Here is a 22,120-nt window from a genome sequence, read left to right on the forward strand (position 1 = left end):
ACATGCAATCCGCATCGCCGCCGCAGGGGAGAGACAGCGTGCCAGAGGTCCGCATCCGCAAGATCGCCACCGCCCTCGAGGAGATCCGCCACGAGGGCGGCCCGCCCGCCGTGCAGCCCCTGCTGCGCGCGGCCGCGATGGCCGTGATCGAGAACCCATTTGCCGGGCGCTATGTCGCCGACATCCAGCCCTTCATGGAGGATCTCAAGCCGCTCGGCCTTGACCTCGCGCGGCGGCTGGTGGCGGTTCTGGGCGGCGATCCCGCGCGGGTCGAAGGCTATGGCAAGGGCGCGCTGGTGGGTTCGGGTGGGGAATTGGAGCATGGCGCGCTCTGGCACGCCCCCGGCGGTTATGCCATGCGCGAGGTGCTGGGCGGGGCCATGGCCATCGTGCCGTCGTCGAAAAAGGTGGCGGGCGTGGGGGCGCGGCTGGATGTGCCGGTCACGCATGTGAATGCCTCCTACGTCCGCAGCCATTTCGATTCGATGGAAGTGGGGCTGAACGATGCCCCGCGCGCCGACGAGATGATGGTGGTCCTTGTCATGACCACCGGCCCGCGTGTGCATAACCGCGCGGGCGGGCTGGCGGCAGACCAGATCACGGGAAAGGACGGGCTGAGATGAAGGCAGAAATCCGCAAGATCGCCGTCTGGGTCGAGGAGACCCACCGCGAGATGGGGCGCGAGATCAGCCCCCCCACCCGCAAGGCCGTGGCAGTCGCCGTGATCGCCAATCCCTTTGCAGGCCGATATGTCGAGGACCTGACGCCCCTGATGGATATCGGCGCAGAGCTTGGCGGCCTTCTGGGCGCGCGCTGCGTCTCTGCCCTCGGCATCACGCCCGCGCAGGCGCAAAGCTATGGCAAGGCCGCGATGGTGGGCGAGGCGGGCGAGCTGGAACATGCCGCGGCCATCCTGCATCCGAAACTGGGCGCGCCCCTGCGTGTGGCGGTGGAAAAGGGCGCGGCACTCGTCCCTTCGTCCAAGAAGATGGGGTCCATGGGGCAGGTGCTGGACGTGCCGCTGGGCCACAAGGACGCCGCCTATGTCCGCAGCCATTTCGACGGGGTCGAGGTGCAGTTGAACGATGCCCCGCGCGCGGCCGAGATCATGGTGGCCGTCGCCGTCACCGACAGCGGCCGCCCGCTGGCGCGCGTGGGCGGGTTGACCCATGATCAGGCCGAGGGCAAGGACGGCCTGCGCTAGTCGGGGCAACCATCCGCGCCTGCGGGTGGACGCGGTCAGTCCAGCAGCGGGCCGAGAAAGGCACGGCACGCCGCGCGCGCATCCTCTTCGGTCAGGAGCGAGGGTTCCACGCAACGCTGCACGCCAAAGCCGTCGATCAGGCAGATGAAGGCCGCGGCGACGCGCGGCGCGTCGATGCTGCGCCCGTGGCGGGCAGCAGCCTCGGTCAGGGCAAGTTCGATCGTGGCGCGGTAATCGGAATAGAGCGAGCGATGCGCCTCGCGCAGGACGGGGTTGTTCGCGATCTCGCCCCACAGGGTCAGCCAGACATTCAGGACATCACGACTGAAAAGTTCGGGCGATACGAGCGCCTCGATGATGGCCTCGAGCCGTGACAGGCCGGGACGGGGGGCCTCGATCACCTCGATCCACTCGCGATACATGCGCGCATAGACCGCCACGAGCAGCCCGTCCATCGAGCCGAAATGATGGGTGATCAGGCCACGGGATACGCCTGCCTCGGCCACGATGCGGTCGACGGTGAATTCGCGGATGCCGCCACGGGCCATGCAGGCGCGTGCGGCATCCTCGAGCAGCGCCCGACGGTCCGCGGGGGACAGTCGGGCCTTGCGTTTCGCGGCTTCGGCCAAGCGGACGGCTCCTTCCTCAGGTCAGGCGGAAGGATACGGGGTCGGGATGGCCGTCCGCAAGGATGACCGGCACAAGGGTCGCGTCGTGCAGGGCAAGGTAGGGTTCGAAGCAGATGAAGATGAAGGCGCCCGACTCCTCCATCAGGTCCTCCATCCGGTTGAACATGGCGCGGCGCTTGTCGCTGTCCTGTTCGGTCATCGAGGCCTGATAGAGCGACTCGTATTCGGCATTGTCGAAGAATGACCAGTTGTAGACGCCGATCTGGTCGGGACGGAACCAGACGAGGTTCTCGGTCGGGTCGATGCCGCCCGCGAAGTTCATCAGGACCAGTTCGATGGACTTGTACCCCTCGCCCGCCGTCTTGTCGCCCAGCGCCCAGTAGGCGGCATCCTCGGTCGGCTGGATGTTCACGGTGATGCCCGCCTCGGCAAGGCTGGCCTGCACGATCTGGGCGATGGTCTGGCTGGTGCCGTCTGTCAGGGCATAGAGGTTCAGCTCGATCCCCTCGGCCCCCGCCTCGGCCAGCAGGGCGCGGGCCTTTTCGACGTCGCGGGTGGCGATGAGGTTCGCGGCGCGGGCATAGCCCGACGAGGGCGGGACCACGCCGGTAGAGCGCTGGACCAGACCGTCATAGGCACCCGCCAGAACGGCCTCGCCGTCATAGGCGTACTGGATGGCCTGCCGGACGCGGATATCCTTCAGCGGTTCGGCATTCATGTTGATGGTCAGCCATGCGTAGCGGGTCGAGGCGGCCTCGATCAGCGCGGCCCCTTCGGGCATCGCGCCCTTGAACTGTGCGGCCGCGCCGACATTGACGCGGGTGAAGTCGAAGGCGTCGGCCTCGAAGGCCAGTTGGGCGGCCTGATCGTCGGTGACGATGTAGAATTCGACGCGGGCAAAGGAGGGTTTCTCGCCCGTCCAGTCGGGATTGGCGACAAGCGTGACCTTCTGGTTCTGCTCCCATGCCTCCATCAGGTAGGGGCCGCATTGAGCGGGGATGTCCGTAGTGTAGCTGCCGCCCGCAGCCTCGACCGCCTTCTGGCAGACGATGTGGCCGCCGTAATAGGGCAAGGCGATGACGGTAAAGGGGGCGAAGGGCTCGGTCAGGTGGATGATGCCGTTGCGGTCATCGATCACCTCGACCTCTTTCAGCTTCTCGAACTGGTAGGCCCATGCGCTGTCGGAGCCTGCGATGCGTTCGAAAGAGAATTTGACGTCCGCCGCGGTGACCGGTCCGTAGTCACCGGTCCAGTTAAGCCCCTCGCGCAGGGTGAAGGCAAGGCGGGTGCCGTCGATCCATTCCAGTGTCTCGGCCGCCCAGTTCCGCAGCGGGTTGCCCTCGCGCATGTCGCCCAGACGGACGAGCGTGACATTGGTGCAGCGCGGGATGATATCGTCGAGCTCGCCGATGATCCCGAAGGGATCGAGCACCTGGAAATCGGCAGTCACCCGCAGGCGGAGCGTGTCGCCCTCGGCAGTCCAGGCAAAGCGCGGCAACGCGGCGGCGGCGGCAAAACCGGCCCCTGCTGCCGTGAGGAAACCGCGTCTATCGGTGGTCCACTGCATGTCTTTCTCCCTGTTTGTCTTGGCGTTGGTCGGCAAAATGGCATCGCGCCTGCCGACCGTCCCCCACGGGCACAAGGTCCGGGGGGGTCGAACGGCAGAGATCCCTGACAAGGGGGCACCGGGTATGGAATTCGCAGCCCGCGGGGCGGCGCAGGACCGACGGCACCTCGCCCCGGATCGCAAGATCGGCACGGCGGCGGCGGGGGTCGGGCTTCGGCTCGGCCGCGATGAGGCTGGCGGTATAGGGATGGGCCGGAGCGGCAAAGATGCGCGCGGTCGGCCCCTCTTCCACCACGCGGCCGAGGTAGAGGACGACCACGCGGTCGGCCACGTGCCGCACGAGGGCAAGGTTGTGGGTGATGACCAGATAGGCCAGCCCCATCCCCGCCCGCAGGTCGTGCATGAGGTTCAGAACCTCGGCCTGCACCGAGACGTCGAGTCCGGCAGTGGGTTCGTCGGCCACCACCAGCCGCGGGTCCAGCGCCAGCGCGCGGGCAACGCCGACGCGCCGTGCCTGCCCGCCGGAAAGTTCGTGCGGGTAGCGGCGCGCGATGGCGGGCGGCAGGCCGACCCGCGCCAGCAGATCGCGCGCGGTGGCGGCGGGGTCCGGCAGCGGCAGGCCGTGGATGCGGAAGGGTTCGGTGACCAGATAGCCCACCGTCAGCCGGGGCGAGAGCGAGGCCGTGGCATCCTGAAACATCATCGCGGCATTGCGGCGCAGGCGAGCAAGGTCGCCGTCCACGCGCTGCCCTTCGAAAAAGACGCTCCCACCCGAGATCGGGGTCAGCCCCATGACGGCCCGCGCCAGCGTGGTCTTGCCCGATCCGCTTTCCCCCACCAGCGCCACGCTTTCCCCGCGCCCCACCGACAGCGACACGTCGCACAGGATGGGCAGACGCGCGCGGGTCAGAAACCCGCCCAGCGGCAGGTCGACCGACAGCGCGCGCAGGTCCAGAACGGCGGTCATGGGGCCACCTGCGTCGCTGCGCGGTGGCACAGGACCGACCGGCCCTGCCCCGCCACGCGCGGCGGGCTGGTCCGGCACAGGGCATCGGCCAGCGGGCAGCGCGCGGCAAAGGCGCATCCGGCCGGCAGCACCGAGAGATCGGGGACACGCCCGCCGATCGTGGGCAGATGGCCCGTGCCCGGGATCACCACGGCAGGATCGCAGGCCAGCAGGGCGCGGGAATAGGGATGGCGGGGGTCGTGGAACAGGTCGTCTACGGCAGCCTCTTCCACCACCTCGCCTGCATACATCACCGCCACGCGGTCGCAGAGTTCGGCGATCACACCCAGATGGTGGGTGACGATGACGATGGCCCCGTCAAAGTCGGCCCGCAAGGCGCGCAGCAGGTGGATGATCTGCGCCTCCATCGTGACGTCGAGCGCGGTGGTCGGCTCATCTGCGATCAGGACATCGGGCCGCATCAGAAGCGCCGCCGCGATGGCGACCCGCTGGCGCATCCCGCCCGAGAGTTCGTGCGGATAACGCCCCAGACAGCGCGCGGGGTCGGGGATGCCCACGCGCTCCAGCATGGCGGCGATCTCGGCTTGCGGCAGGCGCTGGCCATGCGCGCCGGTGAAATCCGCCACTTGGCGCCCGATGGTCAGGACGGGATTGAAGGCCGTCATCGGGTCCTGAAAGACCATGGCGACAGACCGGCCGCGGATGCCCCGCTGCCGGTCGGGCGACAGGTGCCGCATGTCCTCGCCCTCCAACCGGATCGCGCCGCCCTCCACGGTCGCCCCCTGCGGCAGCAGGCCGATCATGGCTGCGGCCAGTGTGGACTTGCCGCAGCCGCTTTCGCCCACGATGCCCAGAACCTCGCCCCGCCGGACCGAAAGCGTCACATCCCGCAGCGCGCGCAGCCGCCCGCCCGGGATGCGGTAGCTGACCGACAGGTTCTCGACCGACAGAAGCGCGCTCATCCCCACCGCCTTCCCGCCCCGCGCGGGTCGAGCACGTCGCGCAGCCCTTCACCCAGAAAGGTGAAGCCGAGCGTGGCCAGCACCAGCGGAATGCCTGCCACAACCACCACATGCGGGGCCTGCCGCAGCGCGTTATACCCTTCGGACAGCATGTTGCCCCATGAGGGCGCAGGCGGTTTCACCCCGAGGTTCAGGTAGCTCAGCCCCGCCTCCAGCATGATGACGACGGGAATGTCCATGCACAGTAGGATGACCAGCGGTCCGGTGACATTGGGCAGCAGATGCCGCAGCAGGATGCGCGCCGTCCCCGCCCCCATCACCCGTTCCGCAAGGATGAAATCCGCCCCCGCCAGCGCCAGTGTCTGGGTGCGGATCAGTCGCGCATAGGCGGGGAAAGAGACAAGGACGATGACAAGGATCAGCGTCGCCGTGCCGGGGCCGAGGACGGTGATGACCGCAAGGGCGAAGAAGATCATGGGCAGCGACGACATGCTATCGAAAACCAGCACCAGCAGGCCATCCAGCCAGCGCGGCCCGTAGCCCGCCACCAGCCCGAGGATCAGCCCCAGCCCCCCCGCGATCCCGACCGAGGTGATGGCGATCCCCAGCGCCAGCCGCGCCCCCCAGATGATGCGCGACAGAAGATCCCGCCCCAGATGGTCGGTCCCCGCCCAATGCGCGGCCGAGGGTGTCTGGAACTTCGCCTTCACGTCCAGCGCGATCGGATCATAGGGCGCGATCCAAGGCGCAAAGACGGCCATGGAAAGGAAGAGAACCACGATCACCAGCCCCGCCAGACCCATGGGATCGGCCAGCAGCGCGCGCCCGATGCCGCGCCGCGCGCCAAGCGATGTCTCATCCGCGCAGGACATCGCGCACCCTTGGATCAAGCCGCGCGATCAGCAGATCGGCAGCGGTGACGACGGCCAGATAGAAGGCGGTCATGAACAGCACCGTTCCCATCACCACCGGATAGTTCCGCTTTTCCACCGCGCCGGTGATGAGCGTGCCGATCCCCGGGCGGGAAAAGACGCTTTCGACGAAGACCGCGCTGGACAGGATGGAGCCGAAGCCCACGGCAAGGATGGAGATGGTGGGGACGATGGCCACGCGCAGGGCATGGCGCAGCACGATGTCGCGCTCGCGCATCCCGAAGGCGCGGGCGGTGCGGATATGGGGGGCCTCCATCACCTCGAGCATCGAGGCGCGGACGAGGCGGGCCAGATAGCCCACCCAGCCGATGCCCACGGCAAAGGCGGGCAGGATCAGGGCGCGCAGCTGGCTGGCGGGATCGCCCGTCTCGCCCGCGCCGATGGCCGGAAGCCAGTTCAGCCAGACGGCAAAGACGATAAGCCCGTAGATCGCGACCACGAAAGAGGGGACCGAGATCACGCTGACCGACAGCACGCCAAGCAGCCGGTCCACCCATGTGTCGCGCCAGACCACGGCGGCGCAGCCCAGAAGGATGCCCGTGACCAGCGCCCAGCCAAGGGCGACGACGCCGAGCAGCAGGGTGTTGGGAAAGACCTCGAGTATCTGCTCCAGCACGGGGCGCTTGGACCAGACATCCACCCCCAGATCGCCTTGCAGGACGTTCGCGAAGAAATAGGCGATCTGCGTCAGGATCGGCTGGTCAAGACCCATCCGCTCGCGCAGCGCCTCTTTCAGTTCGGGCGTGGCGCGCGGGCCCAGCGCCAGCGAGGCCGGATCGCCCGGCACGAGGAAGACCATGCCGTACATGGCCGTCATGACCACGATCAGGATCAGGAGCGACAGCCCCACGCGCCGGATCGCATAGTCCAGCATCAGCCCGCCTCCTCTGCGCTACATGTGGTCACGCGGTATCCTTTCGTGCCAGTCGCGGGCAAAGACGGGCTGTCCGTTCTCGGTGATCCGCAGGCGCATCTCGACGATGAAATGCGTGGCGTCGCAGGAGAGCGCGCCTTCGCTTTCGTGGCGGATGGTGGTGTCGGCGCGCTCGATCTGGACGGTGTAGCGCGTCTCGCAACGGGCCGAGAGCGGGTCGCCATCGGTGATGCGGTAGCGGGCAAGGCCGGTGCCGCGATGGGTCTGGCCGATGGCGGGCATCTCGCTGGCATAGGTCCAGCGGGGGAAGTCCACCACCATCTCGCCTGTCAGGAGGTCGCGGTGGACCGCCCGGCGCGTCACCGGCAGGGCGGGATCGGGCGGCAGGTCGTGCTGCGGGTCGGCCTCGGCCCGTTCGGCGGGCAGGAAGGGGCGCAGCGCGGCATCGCCGGGGTGCGGCGGGCGGACGGGCAGGACCAGCGCGCTCTCGCCCAGATGGACGCTAAGGGTGGCAAGCTCGGGCGAGGGCCAGGCGATGGGCCAATAGGCGGTGGAGACCGAAACGGCGATGCGGTGGCCCGCAGGGAAGCGGTGGGCAATGTCGTCCAGATCGACGGTGGCGGTCGTCACCTGATCCGGCACCAGCATCTGTGGCCGGTCATGGCCGAAGCGGTGGCAAAGGTTCAGATGTCCTATCGCCACGCGGGTAGAGGCGCCGGAGGGAGCCACGTCATTGACGCGGACCGAGACGAGCGCGCGGGGCCGGTCGGAGGAGAAGGTCAGGTGCAGTTGCGGCGCGCCGAGGATTTCCAGCGGTTCGGCCAGCGGTCCGGTGACAAAGACCAGCGAGCCGCCGTCATCCTCGCGCTGGTCGGTCGCCCATTCGGCGTCATCGCCGTAGCGGCCCACCTCGCCCGCGGCAAGCCCGACCCAGAGCGGCGAGCAGATGGAGGCCACCCACGTACCCGCCGCACCCGTCCCCTCCGCGCCCAGCCTGCCCGACGGGCCAAGCGGAAGGCGGCGCTGTTCGATGCGGGGCGAGGGCCACCGATCCTCGGCCACCCAGCGGCCGGGGCGTTCGGCATAGCAGGTGCTTGGCGGGACGCTGTCCTGCATCCAGACGCGCAGCAGGGGTTCGTCCATGATCCCCGTCTCGCGCCCCTTCAGCCAGTGGTCGCACCAGCGCAGCACCTCTTGCAGCCAGCCGATGGCGGGCTCGACCGTGACGTCATGCGGATAGGAATGCGCCCATGGCCCGATCAACCCGCGGCGCGGGCAGGACAGGCCCGCAATCAGGCGGGGGACGGCTTCGGAGTAATTGTCCGCCCAGCCCGAGACGGCATAGACAGGGATGGTGATGCGCGAGAAATCCTCGCAGACAGAGCCTTGCCGCCAATAGGCGTCGCGCGACTGGTGGCGCAGCCATGTCAGGATCCACGGCACGTTGGCCTGCATCCGCGCCTGCCACATCGCGCGCCAGCCCTCGCCTGCGATGGCGGGATCGGGGGGCAGGTCCTGATGGGCGAACATGGTCGAGGACCAGTCGAAATTGTCCTTGGACAGGCAGCCGCCGACCCAGTGGATGTCGGTGGCATAGCGGTCGTCGGTCGAACCCACGGTGATGACGGTCTTCAGCGCGGGCGGCTGGCGTGCGGCGATCTGCAAGCCGTTGAAGCCACCCCAGCTGATGCCGATCATGGCGACCTGACCGTCGCACCAGTCCTGCCGCGACAGCCAGTCGATGGCGGCGACACCGTCAAGCTGTTCCTGCACGCTGTATTCGTCGTCGATGGTGCCTTCGCTGTCGCCGGTGCCGCGGATGTCCAGCCGCAGGCAGGCATAGCCGTGGCGGGCGAGGTAGCGATGCATCTTCTCGTCCCGCGCGCGGGTTCCGTCGCGCTTGCGGTAGGGAAGGTATTCGAGGATCAGCGGCACGCGCCCCGCGCCCTTCGGCAGCCAGAGCCGCCCAGCAAGCCGCACGCCGTCGGACATCGTGATCCAGATGTTCTCGACCTCTGTCAGGTCGAAGGGATAGTCGCTGCGAACGGTTGCGCCCCTGCCCCGTGCCATCAGTTCATCGGTGCCCCGCCTTCGGCCTTGCGGCGGGCGACATAGGCGCAGAGCGCCTCGTCGATGCCCGCATCAAGGGGTGGATCGCCGGATTGCGCCAGCAGCTCTTTCCAGACCGTATTCGCGCGCCTGCGGGCGTCGATGCTGCCGCGTTGCAGCCAGTTGGGATAATTGTCCCAGTTCGACAGCATCGGCGCATGGAAGGCGTGTTCATAGCGCGCCATGGTATGGGCGGTGCCGAAGAAATGCCCGCCCGCGCCGGCCTCGAGGATGGCGTCCAGCGCGAAGTCCGCCTCGGTCGTGGGCAGCGGGTCGAACCATGCATCCATCATCTGGAGCATTTCGGCGTCGAGGATCAGCTTCTCGAAACTGGCGGTCAGCCCGCCATGCATCCAGCCCGCCGCATGTTCCAGAAGATGCGCCCCGCCCGTCAGCGCGCCCCAGAGCGACATCTGCGATTCATAGGCCGCCTGCGCGTCGACCTCGTTTGCCGCCGTGACGTTGGACGACCGGAAGGGCACGCCGATATGGCGGGCAAGCTGGCCGGATGCCTGCGCGGCCTTGGCATATTCGGGGGTTCCGAAGGCAGGCGCGCCCGAGCGCATGTCCACATTCGAGGTGAAGCCGCCATACATGACCGGCACGCCCGGCCGGACGATCTGGGTCAGCACGATGCCCGCCATCGCCTCGGCATGTTGCAGCACCAATGCACCGGCGAGGGTGACGGGGGCCATGGCACCGGCCAGCGTGAAGGGGGTGATGACATTCACCTGCCCGTGACCGGCCAGCGCGATCAGCCCTTCGGCCATCGGCACGTCCAGTTGCAGGGGCGAATTGGTGTTGATGATGCCCAGAAGGACGGGACGGTCGCGCAGGCCGTCGGGCGTGATGCCCAGCATGATCGCGGCCATCTCGATCCCGTCCATGGTGCGGGCATGGCCCAGCGTCTGCGTCTGCCAGCTCTTGTCAAGATGCCGGATCTGCGCGTGGTAGATGTCGAGGTGGCGGGTATTGGCGGGCAGGTCCAGCGGCTCGAACGGGCCGCCGCCTTCCTGATGGAGGACGTTGAGCGCCTGAACAAGGCGGAGATAGTCGCACATTTCGGCAAAGGTACCGTCGCGGCGCCCCCTGTCGTTGCACATGACATAGGCCGGACCGCCGACCGAGGCATAGACGCAATGCCCGCCGCCGACGCGCAGGGATTTGGCCGGATCGCGGGCTTCCAGGGTGAAGCTGGGCGGAGCGGTGGCGAGGCGTTCCATGACCAGCGCGGGGTCGAGGCGGACGGTGTCCCCCTCCACCTCCGCCCCTGCCGCGGAATAGAGCGCGCGGGCGGGCGCGTGCAGGACGCGCATCCCCTGTCTGGCCAGCACGCGCAGGGCGGCGTGATGGATCGCCTCCACCTGATCGTCCGACAACACGCGCATCCAGTCGATGCGCCGCTCCACCTGACCGAAGGGCCGCTGCGGCACCCCGCCCTGCGAGGGGCGGCCGGATTGCCGTCTGCGCCCCTCCACCCGTGTCATTCGGCCGCCTCCGGCAACTGGAAATCGCGGGGCGCAAAGGGGGCGTCGCGGCGGGGCCTGATCTGTGCTGCGGGCAGGCCCAGTTCGCGGGCGGTCTTGTGCCCCTGATAAATGGCATGGACGATGGCGCCCGGCGCATTGGCGTCACCGGTGAGGTGCAAGGTCGCGGGGCGCGCATCGGCGGCCAGCGCGTCGTAAAGCGCGCTCCCCCCCTGACGGTAGCCCACGATGACGAGCGACCGCACGGGGATGCGCCGTTCGTCGGCGGTGAAGATCTGCGACAGGCGAAGCTCCTCGCCGTCGAAGCCGGTGACGATTTCCAGCGTGCGGAGCGCGATTCCCTTGCGCGCGAAGGACTGGTGCACCAGCGGCTGTTCATTGGTCATGAAGCCCCAAGCGGCGGCGGCACCTGCGGTGGTGATATAGGTGACCCCCCGCCCCTGCCCCGCCAGATGCTCGGCAATGGCGCTGCCAAGGTAGTAGTTGTCATAGTCGAAGACCGCGACGGGGCCTTCGGGCAGGGTGCCCGCCGCGATGTCGTCCGGCGTGTAGACACGGGGCGCGTCGTGGGGCGCGCCAAGGGGAAGTTCGTTCGCCCCGCACAGATGCGGCAGCCAGCGCGCGCCAGTGGCGATCACCACATGATCCGCCCCGAAATCCCGCACGTCCTGCGCCGTCAGGTCGCTTGCGGGGTAAAGCGTCACGTTGGCCATCTTGCGCAACTGGCCCATACGGTAATCCACCACGCGATGCCACTGGCCCAGCCCCGGCAGGCGGCTTTCCCAGCGCAGGCGCCCCCCGAAATCGCGCGCGCGGTCGGCAAGCGCCACCTCATGCCCGCGCCGCGCCAGTGTCAGCGCCGCCTCGAGCCCCGCCGGACCGCCGCCCACCACCAGAACCTGCCCCGCGCCGTCGCGGCGGACCACCTCGGGGTGCCAGCCGCGCCGCCATTCCTCGCCCGCCGTGGGGTTCTGCGTGCAGCGCACCCAGGTTCCGTCATGCCAGCTCGAGATGCATAGATTGCAGCCGATGCATTCGCGGATATCCTCGACCCTGCCGTCCTCGATCTTCTTCGGCAGGAACGGGTCCGCGATCGAGGGGCGCGCACCGCCGATCAGGTCAAGCACGCCGCGTCTCACCATTCCCGCCATCGTATCGGGCGAGGTGAAGCGGCCGACACCCACCACCGGCTTGTCGGTGATGGATTTCAGGAAATCCACCACGGGTTCGTGGCTGCCCTCGGGCGTGTAGCGGCTGGCGGCGCAGTCGGTTGCGGAATAGTCCATCTTCACGTCGAACAGGTCGGGCGCGTCCTTCAGATGCCCGATCACCTCATGGGCCTCGCTGGGGGCCACCTCGGACGGGCGGGCGCGCAACTCCTGCATCGACATCCGCAGGGCCACGGCGCAGCGGCCATGCGTCGCCTCGCGCACGGCATCGATCAACTGCTCCACCAGCCGCACGCGGTTGCGGACCGATCCGCCATAGTCGTCGGCGCGGCGGTTATAGTCGGACAGCAGGAACTGGTAGGGCAGATAGCCCATGCCCGCATAGACATAGAGGATGTCGAACCCCGCCCGCTCGGCGCGCACCGCCGCCTCGGCGTGCCATCGGATCAGGTCGCGGATATCTTGCGCATCCATCACCCGCGGGCGGGCCGAGGACATGAATCCCACATGCGTCGCCATCCACGGCACACCCGAAGGCGAGAGTGGCGCATGGCGGGTCGTGCGGTTCACCGCCGCAGCCCCGCCATGCCAGAGCTCGATCGCGGCAAGCGCGCCATGGCGGTGGACCGCGTCCGTCATCAGCGCGTGCGAGCGCAGGTCGGCCTCGTCCCACAGCGTGGCGCAGGGAAAGGGACTGTCATCCGAGGAGGGATCGACCGAACAGGCCCCGGTCGAGACGACGGCCCAGCCCCCTTCGGCCTTCATTCCACGAAAGGCCGCGCGGACATGGGGCGCTGCATTGGTCATGCCCGAGGCATGGGGCACCTGGAAGAAACGGTTGCGCGCGACCTTGGGTCCGATCTTCACCGGCTCGAACAGGACGTCATAGCGGGGGTCGCGCGGCATCCTGCCCCTCCATCGCCAATCTATTGAACTACAGTATAGTAATTTCCCGTTTTCCGCAAACCAAAGATTGAAGCAGTCGGTCAGCCAGCGTCGGTGCGGCACTGCCAAGGCCGCCGTTATCCAAAGTGACAAGACAGCCCTCAGTATTTGGCGGCCCGCCGCTTGTCTGCTTCCAATTACCCGCACCCGCCCCGATTTTAACTATAATTAATTTGGAATGGCCGGTGAACTTGGTGACCTGGAATGCAAGCCGCGAGTTGAAGTTTGTCTCGGTGGCTCTGGCCATCACCATGGCCTCCTTGCTGATCGTCTTCCTGCTGAAGGTCCGCCTTCTGACGCAGGAGGCGACCACGTTGACGCGGCCGGACAAGGATCAGGCGGTCTGGACCGCCACGCAGATCCAGTACGAACTTGTGGCCTTCGAATCGCATCTGAAGGACGTCACGGACCGGCTGGATGCGGACACCGCGCTCCGGTTCGACATGCTCTATTCCCGCGTCGCACAGGCGCAAGAGACCAATGTCATCTCACTGCTCCCGCCCGATGCGGGCGACGTATCCCGCCAGATGATCGGCATCAGGGACGAAATGGCCGCCGTGATCGATGGCGATCCGGTCATCGATCCGCAAGACAGGGCGACCCTGTTCCGGCTGCTGGACGAAGCCCGGACGATCTGGGCCCCATCGCTCAACCATATCCTGCACGCCGCACGGCAGGAACGCATCGCCCTGCGGCTGCGGGCGGGGGACGTGATCGCCTCGGCGCGCAACTACTTCCTCGTCTCCCTCGCCCTCCTGATCGCTGCGGCGCTCTTCCTGTCCGTTTCCATCCTGTGGCGGTCCCGTGCCAGGAGGTTCCGGCGGATGGTGGAACATGATGCCCTGACAGGTTGCCTGTCCCGCTACGGACTGGATGCGGTCTTCGCGTCCGAGGTGTTCCGCGCGACCGAAACCAAGACAGCGGCCGTGGTCGATCTGAACGGGCTGAAGCAGATCAACGACACCTACGGGCATGCCGTGGGCGATCTGGCGATACAGGCTGCGGCGCGGACATTGAAGGACGCGGTGCGTGACAGCGATTACGTGGCCCGCATCGGCGGGGACGAATTCTGGCTGGTGCTGATGACCGACAGCGCGACGGCGCAGTCGGTGATGGAACGTGCCGCGCAGGCCTTCTCGCAGGTCCGGCTGCAGACCGACACCGTCACGATCCCCCTGTCGGTGTCCTTCGGCGTGTTCCCCATCGATCCGCGCTCGGACATCGCAGCCGCCTTCGATGCCGCCGACAAGGGCATGTATCGCCAGAAATCCGCCTTCTACCGCGCCGCACGAAACTGACATCATCTGCGCGGGTCCGGTGCGGAAAAGCCGGTCCGGTCCGCAGGCCGGGGTCCGTTGCAAGAAGGGCGGAGAAGGTGCAAGCCACCCTGCAACAGGCCCGAAGCGTGCCCCGCCAAACGACCTTTTGAACCGGACTGAAAAGGGGGTCTTTCTCTGGCCGCCATCACGGGCGGGTTGACGGCAGAAAATGCTGCGCGTTGGTCGGGAGCCGTGAAGAGGCTCTGCCGCCACTGGCACGATCGCGGAAGAAGGCAATCAACCAGACCTTGCGCCCGGCGACACAGCAGCCTCGTTCCAAGAAGTTTCCGCATCAAAAGACCGGCCCGCACAAGGCGGGCCGGAGGGACGGGATGCCGGCCGGGGAGCTCGGCCCCCGAAGTCAGAGATCTTCGCGTTCCGGCTGGCCGAAGGCTTTGTCACAATCGATGCGGGTGAACTGCCCACCTCCGGTATGGACCCAGTCCTTGCCAACAGAGGCTGCAAGGAAGGTGTCGCCATCCCGACCTGCAAGTTCCGCCTGCGGATGTTTCGGCAACACGACAGCCTTCATCAGAACGAGGTAGACCACGAAGCCCGCCGGAAAGCCGATGACGAAGGCGTATTGCGACCACCACGCCGCTATCCCGCCCGCCACGATCCAGGCCAGCATCCCCGCGATGTTTACGCCGCCGGTATAGCGGTACTGTCCCTGCGGATTGAACAACTCAGGCACGTTCACCTTGCGGCCACGGATCACGTAGTAATCCGCCACCATGATTCCGCCGATGGCCGACAGGAACGCCCCGTAATAGCCGAGGAAGACGAACAGGTTGTTCAGGATTTCCCAGGGGAAGCACAGCGTGCCCACGATGCCCGCCAGCACCACGCCGGTCTTGTAGCCGATGGCGCGCGGGGCAAGGTTGATGAAGGTCAGCGCCGCGGGGATCAGGTTGGCCGAGTTGTTGGTGGACCACTGCGCCAGCACGACCAGCGCAAGCAGGACGACCAGAACAAGACCCTGCGCGTCACCCTGGATCACCTCGACCGGGTTCCAGTTGCCGGTCGCGATGAAGGACACCGCCCCGATGCCTGCAATCATCGCCTGCGTTGCAGGCAGGGCGATAAGCTGGGCCGCAAAGATGTTGCGGTTGCGGGCAATGAACCCACGCTGGCGGGTTTGCGTCCTGACAAAGCGGGTCAGGTTCGGGATGTCGATGGCCATGGTGGACCAGAATCCCATATTGGCGATGAACAGCACGAGAAGCGACATCTGTCCCTCGGCGCGGAAGTTCCAGATGTTGAGTCCCTTGGTCTGGGCGATCCCGTCCAGCGAGAAGTACATCCAGACCGAGATTGCGATGATCGCAGGCGCCGCGAGCGAGGCCAGCCGTTCCACCGACTTTATGCCCAGCATGGTATTGGCGACCTGCACCATACCGAACAGCAGATACCAGACAAACCAGTTCGAAAAGCCGAGGAAGTATTCCCCGATCCCGTTCAGCGCCAGCGCGCCCAGATAGGTCTGTATGCCGAACCACATCGCGGCAACCAGACCGCGCGACACGGCCGGAAGATGGGTGCCATGGATGCCGAATGGCGCGCGCAGATAGACGGCGAAGGAAAGCCCGTGTTCGGTCCCGATATCCGCCGTCAGGATCATGAAGGCCCCGATGGCAAGGTTGGCCGCGAAGATCGTCAGGATCACGGTCCAGAGTGAAAAGCCACCCGTGATGCCTGTCGCACCCAGCGAATAGGTCGCGATGATCACCGCGATGCCGACCCAGATCCAGGCATAGCCCAGCATGCCGATAGGCCGCTGGCTGGCACGGGTGGGCAGGATGCTTTCCTCGATGAGCGAGGTGCGCTCCGACGGACGCGCCCCCGCATTTTCAATCACTGTCATGGTTACGTTTCCCTGTTTTCAGAATGAACGTTATTGCCGTGCGTCCGCCACCGCGCCCGCCCGTGTCGTCCTTGGATGGAGAAAGGGGCCGCGCGCGGCGGCCCCTGTCGCTGTCAGTTGGTCTTCTGCATGGCCGCGCGGCGCTTTTCGGTCGCGGCCATGTCCACCGTCTCGGTCACGAGATCGACGACGACCCCGTAAACCTCGCGCGCGCGGTCGACGGTGCAGAACCCGTCGAGTACGTCTTCCAGCACCTTGACCGGCGGGCGGTTCAGCGGGTTGCCATAGCCGCCGCCATTCGGGCTGTAATAGGTCATCACGTCATCTGGCTGCACCGCCAGACCCGAGAATTTCGACGGCATGTCGCGCACCTCGCCGGGGCGGTTGGGGTTGGTGATGGTGCAGCGCCCCACCGTCCCGTCCTGCCCGCCGAAGATGCCCCATGGCGCATCGGTGTGGCGTTCGGATTCATGCGTGATGAAAGCCTGCGTCAGCACGCGCTGCGCCTTGACCACCCCGATCCCGCCCCGGTACTCGCCCGCGCCGGGGGGCAGGTCGTCGCGTAATTCGTAGCGGTCACAGATCATGGGGATATGCATCGCCAGATCTTCCAGCGGGTTGTTGCGCGTATTGGCCATCAGGTTGTCGATGCTGTCCGGCCCGTCCGACCGCGGCCGCCCGCCATAGGCGCCTTCGTTCACCTCCAGGAACACCCAGTAATCCCCCGAAGGCCGCACCCCCGAATAGGCCGCAAAGCTGATCGAGGCGGATGATCCCGCGATCACCTTCTCGGGCATCACGGGCGCCAGCGCGCGGATGATCAGGTCGATCATGCGGTTGCACTGGGTAAAGCGCGCCTCGGCGCTGGCGGGCGCGCGGGGGTTGAAGATCGATCCCAGCGGCGCGGTCACCTTGATCGGGCGGAACGACCCCTCGTTCGACGGCACGCGCACATCCGACGTGGCCGCATCCAGCAGCAGCTTGCGGAACCCCGCATAGGCGGCAACCTTGGTCGACCCTTCGAACGGCACGTTATAGGCGGTGGGCGTCTGGTCGGCTGACCCGGTCAGGTCAACCTCCACCTCATCCCCCCGCACACGCACCGTCACCTTCACCTTCAACTGCCTGTCACGGTTGCGCCCGTCATCGTCCAGCCAGCCCTCGGCGGTGTAATCGCCATCCGGGATTTCGCTGATCCGCGCCCGCGTCATGCGTTCGGCATAATCCATCAGCTGGTTCGCGGCGGCAAAGACCGTGGTCTCGCCATATTTGTCCAGAAGCTCCACGAACCGCTTCGCCCCCAGCCGGGCCGAGGCGACCTGCGCCTCGATATCCGCGACCAGTTGCTGCGCGGCACGGCTGTTCCTGCGGATGTAGTTCCACATCGCATTGTTGGGTTCGCCCTTGCGGTACAGCTTCGTTCCCGCAAACAGCATCCCTTCGGCATAGACATCCGGCACGTCGATGATCAGCCCGGGCGTCGCCGCGCCGATGTCGACATGGTGCGCGGTATTGCCCGCAAAGCCGACCAGCCGCCCCTGATAGAAAACCGGCACCACGATGTCGAGGTCGGGCGTATGGCTGGACCCGTGATAGGGGTGGTTATGGACGACGACATCGCCGTCATACCATTCCTCATCCTCCAGCGTCTCGGCGATGCCGCGCAGATAGCCGGGGATGGACCCGATATGCATCGGCGTCGATTCGGATTCGCACAGCGTGTTGAAATTCGCGTCGAACAGGCCCGCGCCAAGGTCCTGGCTTTCGCGGATGATGGAGGAGAAGGACATCCGGTACAGCACATGTCCCATCTCTTCCGCGATGGTTTCGAAACTGCCGCGGATGACCTGCAGCGTGATCGGATCGACGGTCAGGGCGTCAGGATTGGTCATGAGGTTCATGGATCTGTCTCCTTACGCGCCGATCGGGCGGATGCGGGTGTTGCCGTAATCCAGCGTCTCGGCCACATATCCGGGCGGGACGAGGGTGGTCGCATTGTGCTGGTGCAGCAGCGCAGGCCCGGGCACGCGGTCCCCCGCAAAAAGCTTCGTGCGGTCATAGCGCGGCGTTTCCAGCGTGCGGCCATCATCAAAGGTGGTGGCCCGCACGAACATAAGCGCCCGGTCGATGCTTGACCCGTCGGTGGCCGGGATTGTCGGGATCTCGATCCGGCGGACCGAGGCCGACCCGATGGCGCGCAGCGTGATCAGTTCCACCTCGGCCTTGCGGTAGCTGTAGCCGTAATCCTGCTGGTGCTGGTCGTGGAAGCTGTCCGCGATGACCTGCACGTTCTGCGCCGTGACCGGCCCGTCGGGCATGGCGGCGCGCAATTCGAACCCCTGCCCGTGATAGCGGCATTCCGCGATGACGGTGATCGTCTGCTGGTCGCGTGCGATGCCGTCATTGTCCAGTTCCGCCTGCACCTTGTCCCGCAGCGTGGCGACGGCGGCGTTGATGCGCGCAAACTGGCCCTCGCCCGCCTTCATCAATTCGACGATGACGGCTTCGGTGTGTTCATATTGCAGGTCGGTCTTCAGCAGCCCCACCGCCGCCGTGATGCCGGGCGCCACGGGAACGATGACGTCCTTGCAGGACATCGCCTCGGCCAGCGCCACGCCATGCAACGGCCCTGCCCCGCCGAAGGGCATGATGGAAAACTCGCGCGGATCGATGCCGCGCGCGACCGAATTGGACCGGATCGCCAGCGCCATGTTGTTGTTGATGATCCGGATGATGCCCAGCGCGGCCTCCTTGACGGTCATCCCCATCGGCTTGGCGATCTTTTCCTCGATCGCCTTGTAGGACAGGCCCGCATCCAGCTTCAGGTCGCCGCCCAGCGCCATATCGGGGTCCAGACGCCCCAGCACGATCTGCGCATCGGTCACCGTCGGCTCCGTGCCGCCACGGCCATAGCAGGCAGGCCCCGGCTCGGACCCGGCCGAACGCGGACCGACATGGAACGCCCCCGCCTCGTCGATATAGGCGACGGACCCGCCACCCGCGCCGATGGTGACAAGGTCGATCATCGGTGTCAGGACGGGATGACCCGACACATAGGTATCGCGCGGGTTCATGATCTTCACCTCGCCCGCCGGGATGGTCGAGATATCCGCCGACGTGCCGCCGATATCGACGGTGATGATGTTCGCCTCGCCCGCCATCGCCCCTTCGGACGCGCCGCCGATCACCCCGCCCGCAGGTCCGGACATCAGGATGCGGATCGGCCGCTTGGCACAGGCTTCCACCGTGGACACCCCGCCATTCGACTGCATGATCCGCAGCTTCGACGTCACCCCCGCCTCGCGCAGGCGGCTGTCGAGGTCGCGCAGATAGAAGGCTGTCTTCGGCCCGACATAGGAATTCATCGCCGCGGTCGAGAACCGTTCATATTCCCGCATCACCTTCGCCACTTCCGACGACAGGGTGACATAGGCCTCCGGCATCTCTTCCAGCACGATCTCCTTCGCCCGCACCTCATGCGCGTCGTTCAGGAAGGCAAACATGAAACCGATGACGACCGAATTGATCCCCCGCTTCCTGAACAGCGCGCAGGCGTCGCGGACGGCCCGTTCGTCCAGCGGGGTGACGATCTCGCCCGTGGGCGGAAGGATGCGCTCGGCCACCGAAATGCGGTTGCGGCGTTTCACAAGCGGCTGGCTCTGCCACGGCACGTCGAAATGGAGCGAGAAATTGTAGGGCCGCTTGTGCCGCCCGATATGCAGGATGTCGCGGAAACCCTCCGTCGTGATCATCCCGCATTCGGCACCGTTGTGCTCGATCGTGATGTTCGTGGCGGTGGTGGTACCATGCACGATGGTCTCCACCTCGGACGGGGCAATGCCTGCCTTGCGGCAGATGCCCTGCACGCCTTCGACCACGCCGATGGACTGGTTCTTCAGGGTCGTGGGAACCTTGTGATAGAAGACGCCCTTCGCGCATTCCAGCACGAGGTCCGTGTTCGTCCCGCCGACGTCGACGCCAATTCTGGCCATTTCATCTCTCCCGTCGTTCGTCCGCCTCTGTCGGGCGGATGGAAAATGCCGGGCCTTGCGGCCCGGCAGGACGATCACTCGGCGGCGATCTTCTGTGCGGCGAGGCCATTGATGTATGCCACGCATTCGTCAACGGTGTGGACGTCGCCGAACTTGGCGTCGATGTCGAACAGGTTCCACGCGACGGCACCCGGCACGCGGTCACCGATGGCTTCCTTGACCGCGATGGTGCGGAAGCCGTCCGCGATACCGTCGCAGATCGTCTGCCGCACGCAGGCGCAGGCGGTCACGCCGGTGACAAGGATCGTATCCACATTGTTCGCCCGCAGGATGCCGGCCAGTTCCGTGCCGTGGAAGGACGAGGCGCGCTTCTTGAGCAGCGTGTATTCCCCTTGGACCGGCGCGATGCGGCTGTCGATGGCCCAGAGTTCCTCGTTCTTGATATCCACCACATCGACCGGGATCTTGTTGTGCCACAGGCCCATGTCGGTGAAGTCGGCGTTGCGGTCGGTGATCTCGTAGGCGGTGGTCACATGCACGACCGGCAGATGCGCGGCGCGGAACGCCTTCAGCAGCTTCTGCATGCCGGGGATGATCTCGTTGTCCATCTTCTCCTGATCGCAGGTGAAGGGGTTGCCCGGACGGGTCCATGCATTGGCGAGGTCAACACTGACCAGCGCCGGGCGCTTGCCGAACCCGACGCGGCGCTGGAAGCCCCGCTGCTGATACAGCTTGCTGGCCGTATCGAATGCCTGCTGCAGCAGCCGGTCCAGTTCCTTTGCGTCAACGTCGCTCATTCTCGTTCTCCTGTCTCTCTCTGATGCCGGCCACGCCGCGGCGCAACTGGCTGTTTCGAGCTGCCGGTCCCCCTTGAGAGCAAAGGTTCGACGGGCTCTGAAGCAAAGGTGACAGGTGAATTGACCGCTGTGAAATGGCATGTCAGCATTTATTGATGCGCGAAATGCATCAGTCTGGAACGGCGCCACAGGGGGATTGCGGATCATGAAAACCTTGCCCGGCCTTGAAAACGTCCAGACATTTCTTGCACTTGCGCAGGATCTGAATTTCCGGCGCACGGCCGAGCGGTTGCATCTGGACCAATCGGCCCTGAGCCGCCGCATCCAGAAACTGGAACAGAGCCTCGGCTTCCGCCTTCTCGACAGGACGACTCGCGAGGTCTCGCTCACGCAGGCGGGCCAGCAGTTCTATCAGGACAACTCCGAACTGCTGCGCAGCTATGACGAAGCCATCCAGACCGCGCGGCGCGTGGCCGAGGGGAAGTCGGGACTGCTCAAGGTGGCCTACATGGCCTTTGCCGCAACCGAACTGATGCCGTCGGCCATACTCCGCTTCCGGCAGGCACACCCCTATATCGACGTCCGGCTCGAATACATCCGCACACAGGGCCAGAAGATTGCCCTCGCCAATGACGAGGTGGACATCGGCTACATGATCGGCCCTTTCGATCACCCGGATTTCCACTCGCTCCAGCTGTCCTCCGAACCGCTCTACGTCGTGACCCCGCGCAACCACCCCCTTCTGCTGCGTTCCAAGGTCATGCCTGCCGACCTTGCGGATCAACCCGTGATCCTTGGCAACATGCGGGAATGGGAAGAATACCGCTGGCGGCTGAACGACATGTTCTCGTCCGAAGGCATCGCCTTGAACGTGGCGCTCGAGGCTTCCAACACGCTTGCCCTGAACGGGTTGGTGGCGGCGGGGCTGGGTGTCACGATCTACCCCGAAAGCCTGATCGGATTCCTTGGCCGCAACGTCGAGGTGCGTCAGATCATGAGCCCGTCCTTCCGAAGCCGGACCGTGCTGGTCTGGAAACGGTCCAACAAGTCGCCACAGGTTCAGGCTTTCGTCCAGGTGGCCAAGCAGATCGGGATCGGGGCGACATGAAACCCGGATCTGGCCGGGATATTCGTCGTCTGGGACACGCCAGCCCTTGCTGCTGCCACCCGCCTTGCTGAACGCGGCGCAACGATGCCCATGGCAACCGTCGATCTCGGAGAGGCTGCAGCAATCGCCCTGGCACAAGGCGACTCCTTCTGCTGCATCGCAGCCCGACAACCTTTCCTGCAAGGGATCGCAGCC

Annotated in this window: 17 protein-coding genes; 4 read left to right on the forward strand and 13 right to left on the reverse strand. The window is 66.3% G+C overall.

Features of this window, described 5'->3' with window-relative positions:
• The first annotated feature begins 38 nt into the window (after window positions 1-38).
• On the forward strand, window positions 39-623 hold the full coding sequence (locus GU927_RS12425) for an amino acid synthesis family protein (protein ID WP_161762772.1): 585 nt from the start codon (window positions 39-41) through the stop codon (window positions 621-623).
• On the forward strand, window positions 620-1,204 hold the full coding sequence (locus GU927_RS12430; protein WP_161762773.1) for an amino acid synthesis family protein: 585 nt from the start codon (window positions 620-622) through the stop codon (window positions 1,202-1,204). The genes GU927_RS12425 and GU927_RS12430 overlap by 4 nt, the downstream gene beginning before the upstream one ends.
• A gap of 35 nt (window positions 1,205-1,239) precedes the next feature.
• On the opposite strand, the gene GU927_RS12435 is transcribed toward GU927_RS12430, so the two are convergent.
• Genes GU927_RS12435 through GU927_RS12475 form a run of 9 tightly spaced genes read right to left on the reverse strand, consistent with a single transcriptional unit; the run spans window position 1,240 to window position 12,806 of the window.
• Complete coding sequence (locus tag GU927_RS12435; RefSeq protein WP_161762774.1) at window positions 1,240-1,833, reverse strand: TetR/AcrR family transcriptional regulator; 594 nt, start codon at window positions 1,831-1,833, stop codon at window positions 1,240-1,242.
• Window positions 1,834-1,849: 16 nt separating this feature from the next.
• Complete coding sequence (locus tag GU927_RS12440) at window positions 1,850-3,400, reverse strand: ABC transporter substrate-binding protein (RefSeq protein ID WP_161762775.1); 1,551 nt, start codon at window positions 3,398-3,400, stop codon at window positions 1,850-1,852.
• Window positions 3,381-4,367, reverse strand: a complete 987-nt coding sequence (locus GU927_RS12445) for an oligopeptide/dipeptide ABC transporter ATP-binding protein (protein WP_161762776.1) — start codon at window positions 4,365-4,367, stop codon at window positions 3,381-3,383. The genes GU927_RS12440 and GU927_RS12445 overlap by 20 nt, the downstream gene beginning before the upstream one ends.
• Window positions 4,364-5,329: an ABC transporter ATP-binding protein gene (locus GU927_RS12450; RefSeq protein ID WP_161762777.1), complete on the reverse strand. Its 966-nt coding sequence runs from the start codon at window positions 5,327-5,329 to the stop codon at window positions 4,364-4,366. The genes GU927_RS12445 and GU927_RS12450 overlap by 4 nt, the downstream gene beginning before the upstream one ends.
• Entirely contained in the window at window positions 5,326-6,201 is an 876-nt protein-coding gene (locus GU927_RS12455) for an ABC transporter permease (protein ID WP_161762778.1), read from the reverse strand. Before GU927_RS12455 ends, GU927_RS12450 begins: the two co-directional genes overlap by 4 nt.
• Window positions 6,185-7,135 carry an ABC transporter permease gene (locus GU927_RS12460; RefSeq protein ID WP_161762779.1) on the reverse strand — a complete coding sequence of 317 codons (951 nt, stop codon included), beginning with the start codon at window positions 7,133-7,135 and terminating at the stop codon, window positions 6,185-6,187. The genes GU927_RS12455 and GU927_RS12460 overlap by 17 nt, the downstream gene beginning before the upstream one ends.
• A gap of 18 nt (window positions 7,136-7,153) precedes the next feature.
• A complete protein-coding gene (locus GU927_RS12465) occupies window positions 7,154-9,205 on the reverse strand; it encodes a CocE/NonD family hydrolase (RefSeq protein ID WP_161762780.1) in 2,052 nt (683 codons plus the stop codon).
• Window positions 9,205-10,731, reverse strand: coding sequence for a trimethylamine methyltransferase family protein (locus GU927_RS12470; RefSeq protein ID WP_161762781.1), 1,527 nt, complete (start codon window positions 10,729-10,731; stop codon window positions 9,205-9,207). Before GU927_RS12470 ends, GU927_RS12465 begins: the two co-directional genes overlap by 1 nt.
• The gene (locus GU927_RS12475) at window positions 10,728-12,806 is read right to left on the reverse strand and encodes an oxidoreductase (protein ID WP_161762782.1); all 2,079 of its coding nucleotides are present in this window, start codon (window positions 12,804-12,806) and stop codon (window positions 10,728-10,730) included. Before GU927_RS12475 ends, GU927_RS12470 begins: the two co-directional genes overlap by 4 nt.
• A gap of 233 nt (window positions 12,807-13,039) precedes the next feature.
• Between GU927_RS12475 and GU927_RS20640 the strand changes: the two genes are divergently transcribed.
• On the forward strand, window positions 13,040-14,143 hold the full coding sequence (locus GU927_RS20640) for a GGDEF domain-containing protein (protein ID WP_217765623.1): 1,104 nt from the start codon (window positions 13,040-13,042) through the stop codon (window positions 14,141-14,143).
• A 382-nt stretch (window positions 14,144-14,525) separates the two neighbouring features.
• Here GU927_RS20640 and GU927_RS12485 read toward each other — a convergent pair whose 3' ends face one another.
• The 4 genes from GU927_RS12485 to GU927_RS12500 form a co-directional block, all read right to left on the reverse strand.
• Complete coding sequence (locus GU927_RS12485; protein WP_161762784.1) at window positions 14,526-16,028, reverse strand: NCS1 family transporter; 1,503 nt, start codon at window positions 16,026-16,028, stop codon at window positions 14,526-14,528.
• A gap of 113 nt (window positions 16,029-16,141) precedes the next feature.
• Complete coding sequence (locus tag GU927_RS12490; protein WP_217765624.1) at window positions 16,142-17,929, reverse strand: hydantoinase B/oxoprolinase family protein; 1,788 nt, start codon at window positions 17,927-17,929, stop codon at window positions 16,142-16,144.
• Between the two features lie 12 nt (window positions 17,930-17,941).
• Complete coding sequence (locus GU927_RS12495; RefSeq protein WP_161762785.1) at window positions 17,942-20,020, reverse strand: hydantoinase/oxoprolinase family protein; 2,079 nt, start codon at window positions 20,018-20,020, stop codon at window positions 17,942-17,944.
• Between the two features lie 74 nt (window positions 20,021-20,094).
• Window positions 20,095-20,817 (reverse strand): isochorismatase family protein, encoded by a 723-nt coding sequence (locus GU927_RS12500; RefSeq protein ID WP_161762786.1) that lies wholly within the window; start codon window positions 20,815-20,817, stop codon window positions 20,095-20,097.
• A 205-nt stretch (window positions 20,818-21,022) separates the two neighbouring features.
• On the opposite strand from GU927_RS12500, the gene GU927_RS12505 reads away from it, so the two are divergent.
• The gene (locus tag GU927_RS12505; protein WP_161762787.1) at window positions 21,023-21,925 is read left to right on the forward strand and encodes a LysR family transcriptional regulator; all 903 of its coding nucleotides are present in this window, start codon (window positions 21,023-21,025) and stop codon (window positions 21,923-21,925) included.
• The last annotated feature ends 195 nt before the right edge of the window (window positions 21,926-22,120 follow it).

The sequence above is a fragment of the Paragemmobacter amnigenus genome, assembly GCF_009908265.2.
Taxonomy (GTDB): domain Bacteria; phylum Pseudomonadota; class Alphaproteobacteria; order Rhodobacterales; family Rhodobacteraceae; genus Paragemmobacter; species Paragemmobacter amnigenus.

Bases quoted from the DNA above. Each gene is read 5' to 3' on its own strand.
- GU927_RS12430 (WP_161762773.1), top strand. From the start codon at position 620: ATGAAGGCAGAAATCCGCAAGATCGCCGTCTGGGTCGAGGAGACCCAC.
- GU927_RS12440 (WP_161762775.1), bottom strand. From the start codon at position 3,400: ATGCAGTGGACCACCGATAGACGCGGTTTCCTCACGGCAGCAGGGGCC.
- GU927_RS12445 (WP_161762776.1), bottom strand. From the start codon at position 4,367: ATGACCGCCGTTCTGGACCTGCGCGCGCTGTCGGTCGACCTGCCGCTG.
- GU927_RS12450 (WP_161762777.1), bottom strand. From the start codon at position 5,329: ATGAGCGCGCTTCTGTCGGTCGAGAACCTGTCGGTCAGCTACCGCATC.
- GU927_RS12455 (WP_161762778.1), bottom strand. From the start codon at position 6,201: ATGTCCTGCGCGGATGAGACATCGCTTGGCGCGCGGCGCGGCATCGGG.
- GU927_RS12460 (WP_161762779.1), bottom strand. From the start codon at position 7,135: ATGCTGGACTATGCGATCCGGCGCGTGGGGCTGTCGCTCCTGATCCTG.
- GU927_RS12465 (WP_161762780.1), bottom strand. From the start codon at position 9,205: ATGGCACGGGGCAGGGGCGCAACCGTTCGCAGCGACTATCCCTTCGAC.
- GU927_RS12470 (WP_161762781.1), bottom strand. From the start codon at position 10,731: ATGACACGGGTGGAGGGGCGCAGACGGCAATCCGGCCGCCCCTCGCAG.
- GU927_RS12475 (WP_161762782.1), bottom strand. From the start codon at position 12,806: ATGCCGCGCGACCCCCGCTATGACGTCCTGTTCGAGCCGGTGAAGATC.
- GU927_RS12485 (WP_161762784.1), bottom strand. From the start codon at position 16,028: ATGACAGTGATTGAAAATGCGGGGGCGCGTCCGTCGGAGCGCACCTCG.
- GU927_RS12490 (WP_217765624.1), bottom strand. From the start codon at position 17,929: ATGAACCTCATGACCAATCCTGACGCCCTGACCGTCGATCCGATCACG.
- GU927_RS12495 (WP_161762785.1), bottom strand. From the start codon at position 20,020: ATGGCCAGAATTGGCGTCGACGTCGGCGGGACGAACACGGACCTCGTG.
- GU927_RS12500 (WP_161762786.1), bottom strand. From the start codon at position 20,817: ATGAGCGACGTTGACGCAAAGGAACTGGACCGGCTGCTGCAGCAGGCA.
- GU927_RS12505 (WP_161762787.1), top strand. From the start codon at position 21,023: ATGAAAACCTTGCCCGGCCTTGAAAACGTCCAGACATTTCTTGCACTT.